Source organism: Kastovskya adunca (genome assembly GCF_059505785.1).
The window spans coordinates 1-14953 of sequence record NZ_JCACLG010000040.1; the positions used below are offsets into that span (position 1 = coordinate 1).

At 45.9% G+C, this 14953-nt stretch carries 16 protein-coding genes; 11 read left to right on the forward strand and 5 right to left on the reverse strand.

The features are described 5' to 3' along the window. Positions 1–131 precede the first annotated feature (131 nt). The 3 genes from petJ to AC5JR3_RS15170 all read right to left on the reverse strand — a co-directional run bounded on the left by petJ (position 132) and on the right by AC5JR3_RS15170 (position 2218). On the reverse strand, positions 132–491 hold the full coding sequence (gene petJ / locus AC5JR3_RS15160; RefSeq protein ID WP_495847380.1) for a cytochrome c6 PetJ: 360 nt from the start codon (positions 489–491) through the stop codon (positions 132–134). 74 nt (positions 492–565) lie between these two features. After that, the gene (locus tag AC5JR3_RS15165; protein WP_495847381.1) at positions 566–1306 is read right to left on the reverse strand and encodes a phycocyanobilin:ferredoxin oxidoreductase; all 741 of its coding nucleotides are present in this window, start codon (positions 1304–1306) and stop codon (positions 566–568) included. Between the two features lie 162 nt (positions 1307–1468). Further along, positions 1469–2218: a Uma2 family endonuclease gene (locus AC5JR3_RS15170; RefSeq protein WP_495847382.1), complete on the reverse strand. Its 750-nt coding sequence runs from the start codon at positions 2216–2218 to the stop codon at positions 1469–1471. 145 nt (positions 2219–2363) lie between these two features. Here AC5JR3_RS15170 and AC5JR3_RS15175 point away from each other — a divergent pair, with 145 nt between their 5' ends. The 3 genes from AC5JR3_RS15175 (at position 2364) to AC5JR3_RS15185 (ending at position 3886) form a co-directional block, all read left to right on the forward strand. Next, a complete protein-coding gene (locus AC5JR3_RS15175) occupies positions 2364–2582 on the forward strand; it encodes a hypothetical protein (protein WP_495847383.1) in 219 nt (72 codons plus the stop codon). Next, positions 2579–2839, forward strand: coding sequence for a type II toxin-antitoxin system RelE family toxin (locus AC5JR3_RS15180; RefSeq protein WP_495847384.1), 261 nt, complete (start codon positions 2579–2581; stop codon positions 2837–2839). The genes AC5JR3_RS15175 and AC5JR3_RS15180 overlap by 4 nt, the downstream gene beginning before the upstream one ends. Positions 2840–3343: 504 nt before the next feature. After that, the gene (locus AC5JR3_RS15185) at positions 3344–3886 is read left to right on the forward strand and encodes a hypothetical protein (protein ID WP_495847385.1); all 543 of its coding nucleotides are present in this window, start codon (positions 3344–3346) and stop codon (positions 3884–3886) included. Positions 3887–4007: 121 nt separating this feature from the next. Here the strand turns inward: AC5JR3_RS15185 and AC5JR3_RS15190 are convergent, their stop codons facing one another. Next, on the reverse strand, positions 4008–5411 hold the full coding sequence (locus AC5JR3_RS15190) for a ferredoxin:protochlorophyllide reductase (ATP-dependent) subunit N (RefSeq protein ID WP_495847386.1): 1404 nt from the start codon (positions 5409–5411) through the stop codon (positions 4008–4010). A gap of 155 nt (positions 5412–5566) precedes the next feature. Then, complete coding sequence (gene bchL, locus AC5JR3_RS15195; RefSeq protein WP_495847387.1) at positions 5567–6433, reverse strand: ferredoxin:protochlorophyllide reductase (ATP-dependent) iron-sulfur ATP-binding protein; 867 nt, start codon at positions 6431–6433, stop codon at positions 5567–5569. Between the two features lie 699 nt (positions 6434–7132). Here bchL and AC5JR3_RS15200 point away from each other — a divergent pair. From AC5JR3_RS15200 to AC5JR3_RS15235, 8 genes are all read left to right on the forward strand, one after another. After that, positions 7133–7876, forward strand: coding sequence for a Uma2 family endonuclease (locus AC5JR3_RS15200; RefSeq protein WP_495847388.1), 744 nt, complete (start codon positions 7133–7135; stop codon positions 7874–7876). A 123-nt stretch (positions 7877–7999) separates the two neighbouring features. After that, a complete protein-coding gene (gene clpB, locus AC5JR3_RS15205) occupies positions 8000–10621 on the forward strand; it encodes an ATP-dependent chaperone ClpB (RefSeq protein ID WP_495847389.1) in 2622 nt (873 codons plus the stop codon). 284 nt (positions 10622–10905) lie between these two features. Next, positions 10906–11160, forward strand: a complete 255-nt coding sequence (locus AC5JR3_RS15210; protein WP_495847390.1) for a hypothetical protein — start codon at positions 10906–10908, stop codon at positions 11158–11160. A gap of 159 nt (positions 11161–11319) precedes the next feature. Then, positions 11320–11580, forward strand: a complete 261-nt coding sequence (xseB, locus tag AC5JR3_RS15215) for an exodeoxyribonuclease VII small subunit (RefSeq protein WP_495847391.1) — start codon at positions 11320–11322, stop codon at positions 11578–11580. Between the two features lie 154 nt (positions 11581–11734). Further along, positions 11735–12121: an endonuclease domain-containing protein gene (locus tag AC5JR3_RS15220; protein ID WP_495847392.1), complete on the forward strand. Its 387-nt coding sequence runs from the start codon at positions 11735–11737 to the stop codon at positions 12119–12121. Between the two features lie 161 nt (positions 12122–12282). After that, positions 12283–12519 (forward strand): type II toxin-antitoxin system Phd/YefM family antitoxin, encoded by a 237-nt coding sequence (locus AC5JR3_RS15225; RefSeq protein WP_495847393.1) that lies wholly within the window; start codon positions 12283–12285, stop codon positions 12517–12519. After that, positions 12516–12779 (forward strand): Txe/YoeB family addiction module toxin, encoded by a 264-nt coding sequence (locus AC5JR3_RS15230; RefSeq protein WP_495847415.1) that lies wholly within the window; start codon positions 12516–12518, stop codon positions 12777–12779. Before AC5JR3_RS15225 ends, AC5JR3_RS15230 begins: the two co-directional genes overlap by 4 nt. A gap of 173 nt (positions 12780–12952) precedes the next feature. Continuing rightward, a complete protein-coding gene (locus tag AC5JR3_RS15235) occupies positions 12953–14887 on the forward strand; it encodes a zinc-ribbon domain-containing protein (protein WP_495847394.1) in 1935 nt (644 codons plus the stop codon). The last annotated feature ends 66 nt before the right edge of the window (positions 14888–14953 follow it).

Genomic DNA, 14953 nt, shown 5'->3' on the forward strand with positions numbered 1-14953 from the left:
AAAACCGATCAAACCTTGTGCAGGGGGTCTGGGGGAGGCACTCATCCCCCAGTGGGGGGATTGGGGGGAAGCCCCCCAAGCTGGGTTTTTCTCAAAAACAACTATTTTTCGCTCAAATCAACAACACTCAGTTAATGCCAGTCATTTTCAGCTTGCTCTAGTACATAAGCGGCAACATTTTCAATTTCCTGCTCATTCAAGCGGTCTTTGTAAGCTGGCATATTGTTTTTGCCATTAGCGACTAACGAGGCGATCGCTTCCACCGAATCCCAACCATTTCTGCTCAATGCTCTCTTTTTCAGGTTTTTTCCCCAGCGAATAATATTGCCGCCACCAGCATGACAAGCCGCACATTGAGCGCTGAAGATTTGTGCGCCGTTGATGGTATCTGCGGCTAAAGCTGTAGGGCTAAAGGCGATCAGCCCAATAAGCATCACTAGCACAACCGTTAATCGCTGCTTCAAAAATCTTCCCCCTACCCTAATAGTCATCCCAGCCTACTCTTTTAGTAAATCAAACCGCAGATTAGCGTTGCCAAAAAACATCTCTGGCAAGACAACCATCACTACTCTGTTGGGAGGTCAAACAAAACTGTCGTCATGTAATGTTCTGCCCAATCAGCACCGAAAGCTTTTTCTAGGACGCGGCGGGTTTTGTCGTTCTTCTGTTGCTTAGTGCAGTAGTATTTTTGACCTGCAAGCGTTAATGCGCGTTGTTCTGAATCCCCTGGTACAGCATCAACAGCATGACAGACATGAACTTCTAAAAATGCCGCCACACGGTCAAGAAACCAGGATTCTTCCTCAGCACTACCCGGTCGTACAAAAATGCAAAAGTTAGAGAAGATGTCTGCCCACTCAGGAAGGTCGCGAGGTTGGGAAAACGCTCGGTTCGGTATGGATTTAAGGGAGTATTGATAGTTGTCGGGTAAGGTATGCTCTAGATTAACTGGGGAAAGGTCAGCGATCGCTGCACTAATTTTTCCCCGTCCTCCTACCAAGTCACAGCCAAATATGGGTAGCGCGTATTCTGGGCGAGGAAACATGACGCAATGCAGAATATCCAGCGTATTCCCCACCCGCGCCAGCTCTAAATGCAACTTACGAAACTGGGGCGTTTGGTAGCAGCGATTTTCAATTCTGAGTTTTTCCCCATCCAAGCGTCCTTCCACATATCCCAACTCTGTAGGGAGAGGATAGGGGGAAAGGTCTAGATACCCATGCCAAACCGCTTCAATACAGTCAGCCAGTTTGTGAATTAGGGGATGTTGTTGTTCTCGTAGCGAGGGACTAGAAGTGGAAGACATGGGTTGATCGACAGGATAAGAATAACTGATGCAGGCGAAAAGCCTTGTAGATTAAGGATAACAGCTTGTTATCCGGCAGACCTTACAAAGATTTGTAGCACGACAATGAGAGCGGTTGCTCTCTGACTCTGTAGCTCAGAATTGGAAAGGCGATCGCTTCTCTCACCTCTCCGGCTCAATTCCCGCCGCCCGTAACTGCGCCGCTAACGCTTCAGCACGCTGTCGTTCCTGTTCAGCACGTTGCCGTTCCTGTTCTACACGTTGTCGTTCCTGTTCTACAGACTCTACTCCCCACGGCAAAAGTTGCCCATTTTCATCCCACCACCGCAACCAATAGCCTGTGCGATTTCCCTTGCTTCCTTGCCATACACCCAGAAATAGCTTCAAGGCTTCAACCCAATAGTGATTACTATCATTCGACTGTTGCAAGTCATAACGCCCTGTATTGTTGAGCTGATAAACCTCTAGCACTCCTGCTCGTGGTTCAAAAATCGCGTATTGAGAAACTTGCAATACCTGCTCATAAAAAAACCACTTACCAGGGGGATAAGTCGGTTTAATAGAATATTCGCCGCCTTCTGTTTCTGAGAGAAACTCCATGACAATTGCCGGAATTTCTCCCTGTAGTTGTGGCGTATAACTGCGACGGATTTCCTCTCGCGACACCCGAATATGAGGCACATACATCCAATCAGGCGCTTTGACAACAATTTTGCCTTCTAGGGTGGCACAGACCCCGTAATTAGTAGCAATTAATACATTCTCTTGCAATTGCCCACCCTGTTCCAAACTCTCGCTTAACGCGGCTGCAAGTAAAGGCTGGTCGATATTATCCACTGGCTCATTCGGTAAGGGAAAATCATCCGGTAGCTTTTCCCAAGTAATGTTGTAATTGGCTGTAGTGATTGGCATGGCGCACTTTCTCGGTATCGTAAGCCTTAAGGAAATTGTAGATAATTGAGAGCGCGATCGCTTTTTTCTAACAGATGATTATTCCTGACTAGTCAACACTGCTAATAAATTAAACTGAATTAACTGGTTACGTAGAGCGATTACCATGCAAGTTAAAGACCTCACCATTGACGAACTGAAAACTCTGATTCGAGAAACTGTCATGGAAGCTTTAGAGGAGCTTTTGCCCGATCCAGATGAAGGTAAAACAGTTAAAGAGGAGTTCAAGCGAGAACTTCTAGAAACTCGCAAGCGCCGAGAGACGGGAGTTCGAGCCATTCCAGCAGAAGAGGTAATGCAAAAACTGGGATTAGGAGGCAAATGAGCTATTTGGTTGAATATGAACCAGAAGCCTTTGCTGATTTAGAGAGGTTGACTCAGGCAGTTCGGGAGCGAGTCATCAATAAGATTAATTGGTTGGCTGAGAATTTTGACCAGATTACACCGCAACCTTTGACGGCTGATTTATCAGGTTTCTTCAAACTGAGAGTTGGAGATTACCGAGTGATTTACGAATTTAACCGCGAAGAAAGAGTAGTTTTTATTGACCGAATTAGGCATCGACGAGAAGTTTACAATTGAGCCTGTCTTGTTACTTCGCGCTTATATCCTTGGCAATGCCATTTTAACCAAGCTTCAACTAAGAAATCGCAGCTATTTGACCATAACGAAGAATATTAAGACATCAGTAATAGTCTAATTTTTGCAATATAGTAAAACAGTAAACACTCCACCGATATTTTTCCTATGAGCTTAGAGCGCTCGATTCGTAAGTTGGCCGCTGTAGCCAATGCCTTGTCATCAATGGAAATATGTACGACATCAGGATGTAACCAACTCGTCTCAAAACCCGGTTACAAATTATGCTATGAATGCTGGAAGACAAACAACTTAACGTCTCGATCAACAGCGACACCTAAACCCCAGCCAAAACCTAAAATATCGTCCTCTCCTTCAATTCCATCGCTGCTGTCTGCTACCAAGATTAGTGAGAAACTGGCTCTACACAATCACATCATCCACCGCAATAATGTCAATCGTATTTTGGCAGAATTAGGATTACTAAGTAAGGAGAAAAATGGCTGGGTGGCGACACAGCGAGGAACTAGTTTCGGTGCTGTACAGAAAACTCATTCAGAGACTGGTAATTTCTACGTTGTCTGGTCAGAATCTATCTTAGAAAACAAAATTTTTATCCAAACTCTTGCTGATTATGCTACTAGTAACAACCCAGAACAAAATGCTTCACAAGTAATTGAGGAGCAAGGATTCCGTCAGAAGTTTCGTACTCAGGCAAATCTACGGACAACGGATGGGCATTGGGTACGCTCGAAAGCTGAAGTCCTAATTGACAATTGGTTGTACATGGCAGAATTAGTTCACGCTTACGAACGCCGACTACCAATCGAAGAAGAAATGTATTGTGACTTTTACGTGCCTGCGGGAAAGGTATATATTGAATACTGGGGATTGGAAAATAATCCAGAGTATGCAGAACGCAAGAAAGTTAAAAAAGCTCTGTATCAAAAGTATGAATTCAAACTGATTGAATTATCTGATACAGAAATCAAAAATTTAGACGATTATTTACCTAAAATGTTGTTAAATTTCGGCGTTGTCGTCAGTTAACTTCTTTGATTACACCGTTATTACAACAACTTATAAAAAAGGCGATCGCATTTTGATCGCCCTTAAATCCTATTCCATTTCTTACTCCCCTCTCCTCGCAGGAGAGGGGTAGGGAGAGAGGTCAAATCTTCGCTGCTTCCTTCACCAACGTACCCCAACCCAAATCTTTCAGGTTGTTATTCCGGCGCAACGGACGAGTTGCCAACTCCAGAATGTCACGCGCATTAGTGAAGCCGTGAATTTGAGCAAAGGTAAACTCAACTGACCACTTGGTATTGATACCCCGCGCTTCTAAGGGGTTAGCGTGAGCCATACCTGTGATTACTAGGTCAGGCTTCATCTCTTGAATCCGTTGAATCTGGTTGTAGTTATCCGGCTTCTCGATAATCTTCGGATACGGAACGCCCATTTCCTGGCAAGTCTTTTCTAGCAGTGCCAATTCAGCCGCTTGGTAGCGCTTGTCCATATATGGAATACCGATTTCTGGGCAACTCATGCCGCAACGAATCAAAAAGCGTGCCAAAGAGATTTCCAGCAGGTTGTCGCCCATGAAGAAGACAGACTTGCCGCGTATCAGCTTGACGTAATCTTCCACGCCTTCCCAGATTTGGGCTTCCCGTTCTTCCAAACCTTTCGGTTCAATGCCGAATACTGAGCAAATCTTTTCAATCCAGGCGCGAGTACCATCGGGGCCGATGGGGAAGGGTGCGCCAATCAGCTTGCACTTGCGGCGACGCATCAAGGTAGTAGCTGTGCGGCTGAGGAAGGGGTTAACGCCAGAAACGTAGTAGCCTTCTTCGAGGACGGGCAACTCCGTGTAACGCTTGGAAGGTAGCCAGCCGGAAACCTTAATACCTTGCTTTTTCAGTTCCAGTGTTAGGTTCGTGACAACGGGGTCAGGTAGAGAACCGAACAGCACTAGTGGAGGATGATCGGCGTATTCCGATTCCTCTCGGGCAACATCCTCTTTCTTCTTGCCGAAGCTGAGGAGTTTGGCGATCGCATTTCGTTCTTGCTTCTCTTCTTCTGCTACAGGTGCTTGGTTGGGGCAACGTTGCGCCATGGCTGCTAGCACCGTGTCTTCCCCTTGGGTGAAGGCATAGTCTAGACCATTAGCACGGGCGGTAACGATGGGAATCCCAATCTCAGCTTCCAAGCGAGGAGCCAAGCCTTCCAAGTCCATCTTGATGATTTCGGTGGTGCAGGTGCCAATCCAGACAATTACACTAGGGTTGCGATCGCGCTTAATCTGCAAGCACAGACGCTTCAGTTCTTCATAGTCATTGAGCTGGGCAGAAATATCACCTTCTTCCAATTCCGCCATGGCATAACGCGGTTCAGCGAAAATCATCACGCCCATCGCGTTTTGCAGAAAGTAGCCACAGGTCTTAGTACCAATTACCAAAAAGAAACTGTCTTCAATTTTCTGGTAGAGCCACGCCACGCAGCTAATCGGACAAAATGTATGATAATTTCCAGTCTCGCACTCAAACTCTAGTGCCTGCGGCTCTTGTACGTTAGTCATTTAAAACTTTTTCTCCTCTTCTCTGGCATCAAATCACTAAGAATCCAAAATAGAGAGCCTCGTCTCCATCTCAATTAATTTTCTTAAAGCCTGCCTACACAGGCTTTGAACGCAATCGCCCCAGCCTCCAGGCTGAGGACAAAATAAAATCGTTCTTAAACCATCATCAGATCGATTTTCTCTTCCTCAGTCGCGGCTTGCGGCGTTGTGGGATTGAGGTAGAAGTCAGACAGCAAAGAGAACAACTCTCTATCTGGAGAATCATTCGGGACAACACCTTCCGGCTGTGCCAAAATTTGGTCAGCAATGTTCAGGTAGTAGTCGCAAACCCAATTTAAAGAAGGGTCTTTCTCTGCCATCTCGAACAATGTCTTGCCCTTGACACGGGAGACGCGGATGTCCTCAATCAAAGGCAGAATTTCCAAAACAGGCATGGGTACGGATTCAATATACTTGTCGATCAAATCGCGCTTTGAGGTGCGGTTGCCAATTAATCCTGCTAGACGCAGAGGATGGGTACGCGCTTTCTCACGCACAGAAGCCGCAATCCGGTTTGCCGCAAACAGCGCATCAAAACCGTTATCCGTGACGATCATGCAGTAATCAGAGTAGTTCAGCGGTGCTGCAAAGCCACCACAAACTACGTCACCGAGAACGTCAAATAAAATCACATCGTACTCATCAAAAGCGTTGAGTTCTTTTAGCAGCTTCACTGTCTCGCCGACGACATAGCCACCGCAACCCGCACCCGCCGGAGGGCCACCTGCTTCTACGCAGTCAACGCCGCCATAGCCTTTGTAGATGACATCTTCAGGCCAGACATCTTCGTAGTGATAGTCCTTTTCCTGAAGGGTGTCAATAATGGTGGGAATTAAAAAGCCTGTGAGGGTAAAGGTGCTGTCGTGCTTCGGGTCACATCCAATTTGCAATACCTTTTTACCGCGACGAGCTAAAGCTACTGAGATATTACAGCTTGTTGTAGATTTGCCGATTCCGCCTTTTCCGTAAACTGAGAGTTTCACGCTTCTTATTCTCCTATCGTTGGGATTAAAACCTGATTTCTATTTGCCGTTAAGCAGGGCGGGTAGGGAGCTACTGCTCTAGGGTGCCAGTCGTCTTTCGCCTGTCGTCAGCTTATGACTTGCATTATTGTGCAACTACCCAGCAAAAGAAAGGGGTGTTAAGGATAAGTTAGGGCTTAAATGTTCCTAAAAACGCTATATGAATACATTTATTAATAAAAAAGCACCAAAAATCAATCCGAAAGCTAAAAATTCAGTTTTAATTAGTTTTAGGATATTTAATCTATAAAAAGTGGTACAAAAGACAAAAATAAGATTTACCAAAAAAAGACCCAGAATACTTGGTATGCCAATGTTGCAGCAATAGGTAATACCCTTGTCCTTGACCTCAGAGAGCTTTGTTAGCTTGTAGAGCTGGCTCAGAAGCGGTTTGTCCCGTGAAACTCTGGTGGTATAGCCAAGTAGCCTAAAGTCGGGTGGGTAGTCTGGGCTAGGAGTTTTATAAAGAATGATTAATTTTGGGGTGAGTGCGGACATTCACTAGAGCTAGGTAGCGATCGCCACCTCATAGATTGACAGCGCAACTTTTGCAAAATAGGTCAGTTAGGTGCTGCGGCTTTTGGCAACTGGGGTAGAGGCGATCGCTCATACTGGAAGAAATAGCGAATCGAATCCTTGCGTAAATTTGCTCCTATCCCCATGAGTTCTGCTATTACACCTCCAGATTTAACCACTCCTCTACCTGACCATACTGAGTTACCAGAGTCAGACGGCACCTTTGTGAAAAACTTTCAAGAACATCCTCAAAGTATCCTGCTGACTGACTCCATTCAACCTGTATTGCAGCAGCAGCATCCCGATGGGCAATACTGCATCGGGCAAGATTCCGGCATTTACTGGCGCATCACTGAACCACCAGAACGGGGTGCAGAAGCACCTGATTGGTTTTACGTGCCAAATGTGTCGCCAACGCTGAATGGTGAAGTACGACGTTCCTATGTTTTATGGCAAGAATACGTTGCACCGTTGATTGTCTTGGAATTTGTTTCTGGGAATGGCTCCGAGGAGCGAGATAGAACACCAATTACAGGGAAGTTTTGGGTTTACGAACAGGCAATTCGGGTACCCTTCTACGCCATTTATGAAGTGAAAAAAGCCAGTGTGGAGGTGTATCACCTAATTGAAAATCACTACGAACTTGTTCCTGCTAATGAAAGAGGACGCTATCCAATTACCGCAATGGGAGTTGAGTTGGGGATTTGGCAGGGACAGTATCAAAATGTCGAGTTTCCTTGGCTGCGCTGGTGGGATCTCTCAGGAAATCTTTTGCTAATAGGGGAAGAACGTGCTGAACAAGAACGTCAACGTGCCGAACAAGAACACCAACGTGCCGAACGATTAGCCGCACAACTCCGAGCGTTAGGAATAGACCCAGAGGTATAAAAAAGGACGGCTTTACCCCGAACACAGGGAGTGAACACCGACCATAGCTTTAGTATCTGCTTTTTTAGAATGTTTTTAGCTTTAAGGAATTATCTATTAAAAAAGAAAGAGAAGTAGGTAACTATGCAACCCAATAATCCTAATCAATTTACAGAAAAAGCGTGGGAGGCGATCGCTCATACTCCAGACATCGCCAAAGCTTGCCAGCAACAGCAGCTTGAGTCAGAACATTTGCTCAAAGCCCTCTTAGAGCAAGAAGGACTAGCCACCAGCGTCTTGACGAAAGCGGGAGTGAATATGCAGGCGCTGCGGGACGGGGTGGAGGGCTTCATCCGCCGCCAGCCGAAGGTTTCCGGTAGTGGTAGTTCTGTCTATCTGGGACGCAGTTTGGATACGCTCCTTGATAGAGCAGAGCAAGCTCGCAAAGACTATGGAGATGAGTACATCTCGATCGAGCATCTACTACTGGCATATACCAAAGATGACCGCTTCGGGAAAGCCTTGTTTCGCGAACAGGGTTTAGATGAAGCAAAACTCAAAAATACGATTAAACAAATTCGCGGGAGCCAGAAAGTGACCGATCAAAACCCCGAAGGCAAATACGAAGCACTGGAAAAATACGGGCGTGACTTAACAGAAGCAGCGCGTGAAGGGAAGCTTGATCCTGTGATCGGGCGGGATGATGAAATTCGCCGCACCATTCAAATTCTCTCCCGTCGTACCAAAAATAATCCCGTGTTGATTGGTGAGCCTGGGGTTGGTAAAACCGCGATCGCTGAAGGATTGGCACAGCGAATTGTCAGTGGTGACGTGCCTCAATCCTTGAAAGATAGACAGTTAATTGCCCTAGATATGGGGGCATTAATTGCTGGTGCCAAATTCCGGGGTGAATTTGAGGAACGATTGAAAGCCGTTCTCAAGGAAGTCACCGATTCTAAAGGTCAAATCATCCTGTTCATCGACGAGATTCACACCGTTGTCGGTGCTGGAGCAACCCAAGGCGCGATGGATGCGGGTAACTTGCTCAAGCCAATGCTGGCGCGGGGTGAGTTGCGCTGTATCGGTGCGACTACCTTGGATGAGTACCGCAAATACATTGAGAAAGACGCCGCTTTGGAGCGCCGCTTCCAGCAAGTTTTTGTCGATCAGCCCAACGTCACCGATACGATTTCGATTCTGCGGGGACTCAAAGAGCGTTACGAAGTTCACCACGGGGTGAAGATTTCTGATAGCTCCTTAGTTGCGGCGGCTACGCTGTCTACTCGGTATATTAGCGATCGCTTCTTACCCGATAAAGCGATCGACTTGATGGACGAAGCCGCCGCCCGACTGAAAATGGAGATTACCTCCAAGCCAGAAGAACTTGATGAAATTGACCGCAAAATTCTCCAGTTAGAAATGGAGAGGCTGTCATTGCAGAAAGAAACTGACCCCGCTTCCATTGAACGCCTGGAAAGACTGGAAAAGGAACTGGCTAATCTCAAAGAAGAGCAATCCGCCTTAAATGCCCAATGGCAGTCGGAAAAAGACTTAATCGTCCGCCTTCAGGAGATTAAAGAAGAAATTGACCGGGTGAACTTGGAAATTCAACAAGCCGAGCGCAATTATGACCTCAACCGCGCCGCCGAGTTGAAATATGGCAAGTTAATTCAGTTGCAGCGCGACTTACAAGTTGCTGAAAAGCATCTTTCCGAGGCGCAGCATAGTGGTAAGTCCTTGTTGCGGGAAGAAGTCACCGAATCCGACATTGCGGAAATCATCTCTAAGTGGACAGGTATTCCTGTCAGCAAACTAGTAGAGTCAGAGAAAGAAAAGCTGCTGCACTTGGAAGATGAACTGCACAAGCGGGTAGTCGGACAGGAAGAAGCTGTAACCGCCGTCGCCGATGCGATTCAGCGTTCGCGCGCTGGTTTGTCTGACCCCAATCGTCCGATTGCTAGCTTCATCTTCCTCGGCCCTACAGGTGTGGGTAAGACAGAGTTGGCAAAAGCCCTCGCCGCTTACCTCTTCGATACTGAAGACGCCTTAGTGCGGATTGATATGTCTGAGTACATGGAGAAGCACAGCGTCTCTCGTTTGATTGGTGCGCCTCCGGGATATGTTGGTTACGAAGAAGGCGGTCAGTTGACGGAATCTATCCGCCGTCGTCCTTATGCGGTGATTCTCTTCGACGAAATCGAGAAAGCGCATCCGGATGTCTTCAATGTGATGCTGCAAATCCTCGATGATGGTCGCGTCACCGATGCTCAAGGTCGCGTCGTTGACTTCAAGAACGCCGTGATTATCATGACCAGCAATATCGGTTCTCAATATATTCTCGATATTGGTGGCGATGACTCTCAATACGAAGAGATGCAGAGTCGGGTAATGGATGCGATGCGTACTAGCTTCCGTCCAGAATTCCTCAACCGGATTGATGAGATTATCATCTTCCATCAGTTGCAAAGACATCAGTTGCGGCAAATTGTCCAACTGCAAACGCAGCGACTGGAAAAGCGTTTGGCAGAGCGCAAGATGCCCCTCAAGCTCTCCGATGCGGCTCTCGACTTCTTGGCTGAGGTGGGTTACGACCCTGTGTTTGGTGCTAGACCCCTCAAGCGTGCTATTCAACGGGAGTTGGAGACGCAAATTGCCAAGGCTATCTTGCGAAATGAGTTCAACGACGGTGACACGATTTTTGTGGATGTCGAGAACGAACGGCTTGCTTTCAAGCGCTTACCTGCGGAGTTGCTAACGACTCAGTAATCAAGGCGAGATCCCTGGCTTGTTAGAGAAGTCGGGGATCTGAGCTGTTAACAAAGAAAGATATTAGGGGCGATCGCTTTTAATATCTTTTTCGTATTCGGGCATAGTTGAATAGCTGTGATGGGTGCCTATATTATTCAGACCTGAGGCGACAAGATGAATGGGGTGATGGGGAGAATCGATAATCTCATCACCCTTGCTTTTCTGTCCTTTGATAGTGGGTGTTTTGCAGAAGGGGCATTTAAGGTAAAACGTGTCAGAGCCTTAATTTGGAAATAACACCCATGAGTACAGAGCGACAGAAACAGTCCAACGAACCAGCCAAAGACCAAGAGCAGTATGTCGAGCCAGCAGAAACCTTGGAAGGTGCGATTGATGCGCGGGATCTAGTAATGAAATCTGGCAACACCCAAACTCCAGCGGGAGAATCATTGACAGCTCATCCGGCGGTGACGCCTCAAATGCTCAATGACCCCGGTAATATCCGAGATGATTTGAGACAAGGTAGAGAGGATGAGGAGGACTTAAGTGGAGGCTAAGTTGCTACACCTTTAAGTTATCAGTTTTGGCAGATCAGGAAAGGTCGCGATCGCCATTGCTCCCAAAGCGTGAAAATCTGCAAGGTTAGAGGTGTCGGAGCGGACTAATTTCCTGAGACAATGACAGTAGCTGTATGTTGATCGGCTTTGCTACTGTCTATGACTGAGCCAAAAAAAGCGTCTCGTTCGCGTAAGGCTAATGCTGCCGTTCCTAACAATTGGAACTATGAGGCAACTGTTGCCAAAGCGGAAGCAATTATCCAGCAAATTGAATCAGGTGAGCTAGAGTTAGCAGAGGTTTTTGACCAATTTGCTGTTGCTGCGGAGTATCTGCGGCAATGCGAAAACTTCTTAACTACTCGACAAAAGCAAGTGAATTTGTTGATTGAAACTTTGGCAGATGAGCCAGAGGCTTTTTAAGTTAAATTAATTGGCTTGATGCCACTCTCTTGCTCCCCCCGACCCTGTATACACATCTCCAGGGTCGCTTTTCCTTTCTCTTGCTCCCCCCATAACAAGGGGGGCTGGGGGGGTTAACCTGGGGCAATTAACCTGCTAAAACCAGGATGCAGCAATGACCAAACTCTATAACAGAGCCTCAGAGAAAGCGAAACGCCAGCAGCTTCGGCGGAATATGACAAAAGCTGAATTTCTACTCTGGCAAAAGCTCAGGTGCAAGCAACTTGAAGGAGTTAAGTTTCGCAGTCAATACGGTGTTAATCGGTTTGTTCTCGATTTTTATTGTACTGAACTTAAATTAGCGATAGAAGTTGATGGGGAGAGTCATTTTCTTCTGGGCGCACAAGAATATGACCAAGAAAGGCAGGCTTTCATTGAGTCGCTGGGAATTCGGTTTTTAAGGTTTACTAATGATGAGGTGTATGGGAATTTAGAAGGGGTTCTAGAGAGGATTATTCAGAAGATTGGGGAATTGCGGAATGACCCCCCCAACCCCCCTTAATAAGGGGGGAGCAGAAGATAAAGTAGAATTTTGGGTTGATAGTAGATTTTGGCTAGGTGCGATCTGCTGGAAGCCGTAGCGATCGCATCACACATAGCTCTCGCTAACCGCTCATAATAGATGAAAGTCTAATTAGTTTAAATGTTACTAAGTTGATGGCTATGATTCCTATTAATGAAGCCAAACAGCGATTGCAAGATTTGATCGATGCCGTGAATCAATCCCATCAGCCGATTGTAATTGCTTCCCAAAACAGCAATGCCATTTTGCTATCTGAAGCAGATTGGTTGGCGATTCAGGAGACGCTATATCTACTCTCGATACCAGGAATGCGGGAATCAATTCGTGCTGGTTTGGCGACTCCGATTGAAGAATGCGATCGGGAGTTGGAGTGGTGACTTGGCAGCTTGTCTACACAAAACAGGCTCAAAAAGATGCCAAAAAGTTGGCTCAAAGTAACTTACGAGACAAGGCGCAAGCACTACTCAATATCATTGAAATCAATCCATTTGAGAATCCCCCACCCTATGAAAAGCTGGTAGGTGATTTAGCTGGTGCTTACTCCCGGCGCATCAATATTCAGCATCGTCTTGTGTATGAAGTGATTGAGTCAGAAAATACGGTGAAGATTCTGCGGATGTGGACTCATTACGAGTAGTTTTTTTACGACATGACTGAAGATGCGATCGCTATCTTCACCAGCGTTGAACTTTGGATGCTGCATTTTGCGTTGATGTTGGACGGGAGTGGATGTTGGTATAAATAGCGTTAACCCAATCTACTAAATTAGGTTAATGACTCCTAAAAAAAACGCTGACTACAAGAGATGAAATGATAGACAGAGCAAAACTTCTGGAAGAGTTGCGTAAAATTGCAAAAGAACGTGGTGGTCGCTGTCTCGCCAACGAATATATAAACTCTACAAGTAAATTACTTTTTGAGTGCAAACATAAACATCAGTTTGAATCTTGCAGAGATTACCTTAAGGCAGGAAATTGGTGTCCGTTTTGCGCTGGACGGGGAAGAACTATTGCATACCTGCAAAAGTTAGGTGCTCAATATGGCGGACGTTGTCTTTCTCCAACATTTTTAGGTATGGGGAAAAAACACCTTTGGGAGTGTGCAGAAGGTCACAAATGGGAAGCTATCCCTCGAAATATCAAGACCCTTGGTAGATGGTGTCCGGATTGTGGACGCGCAAAAAGCGACAGAAATCGGCGACGATACACCCTTGAGGATATGCAGAATTTAGCCCAGTTACGTGGCGGATTATGCCTATCGTCTCATTTTGAAAGTGTTGTAAAGAAATTAACCTGGCAATGCACAGAAGGGCATATATGGGAAGCAACTCCACATAATATCAAGAATGATGGATGGTGTCCCGAATGTGCTCAAAAGATTCGTGGAGAGAAACGGAAAACACACACTATTGAAAAAATGCAGGCATTTGCTAGTAGCAAGGGCGGTCGATGCTTGTCTCCGTTAGTCATTAACGTTAAAGCAAGCCTACGGTGGCAGTGTGCCGAAGGTCATCAATGGGAAGCTAATGCAGACAATATTATTAATGGAGGAAAGTGGTGTCCCGATTGCGCGGGGAATAGTAAAAAGACAATTGAGGATATGCAAAGACTTGCAGCAGAACGAGGGGGCAAGTGCTTGTCTACTATCTATCAGGGTACAAACACAAAGTTGCTATGGGAATGTCAAGAAGGTCACCGTTGGCAAACAATTCCGTCAGTTATTGTTAGAGGAGGATGGTGTCCCGATTGTAGTGCTGGTTTAGGAGAGCGTATCTGTCGTGCATTTTTTGAACAGCTTTTTGGATATCCTTTCAATAAAACTAGACCGGAATGGTTACGCTCCCCTGATGGACATCAGATGGAACTTGATGGTTATTCTCCCTCACTAAAACTTGCTTTCGAGCATCAAGGACTCCAGCATTACAAGCACATTAAGTATTTCCACTCTTCTGATGCTAAATTCCTGAAACTACAAAATCGTGACCAACGAAAACGCGACCTCTGCAAGGCCCATAATGTAACACTTATAGAGGTTCCATCAATCTTAGATGTTCTTGGTATTGATAGCATTAAGTTTTTTATCAGCGATGAACTGTTGAAAAGGGGCATTCCTCTGCCTCCTGGATTTGATGAGAAAAAAGTAAATTTACAGGCAGTGTATTGTCCGAATCGCTTAAGAGAATTACAAGCTATCGCGACAAAGCATAGAGGCAAACTAATATCAAAACAATATTTAGGTATCTTTGAACACCTAGAGTGGGAATGTGCAAAAGGTCATCGTTTTAAGGCAGCACCAAATAATGTAAAGAATAGTGGTAGCTGGTGTCCAAAATGCCTTGGAAAATATAAAACTATCCAAGATATGCAGGCTTTCGCTGCTGAACGTAGCGGGAATTGTCTGTCAGAAGAATACATCAACAGTGTTACATCTCTCCTATGGGAATGTAAGGAAGGTCATCAATGGAAGGCAAGACCAAGTAATGTTTTTTTCGGCACCTGGTGTCCTGAGTGTGCGAAGAAAGAAAGGGGATTAAAGAGACGGACTCACACAATTGAGGAGATGCACCAGATAGCCATAGTTTGCAATGGAAAGTGTTTATCTTCCGACTATAAAGGAACTAAACAAAAGCTATTATGGGAGTGCGAAAAGGGTCACAAATGGGAAGCTACGCCTGAGAGTATTCTTCGTGGTGGTACTTGGTGTCCAAGATGTGCAAAACATAAAAGGACGCGACCGTTACAGTAGCACTGATCGCAAATCGCTAGTAGGTTGGGTTGAGGAAGGAAATCCAAACGCTCAAATTCATAGCGA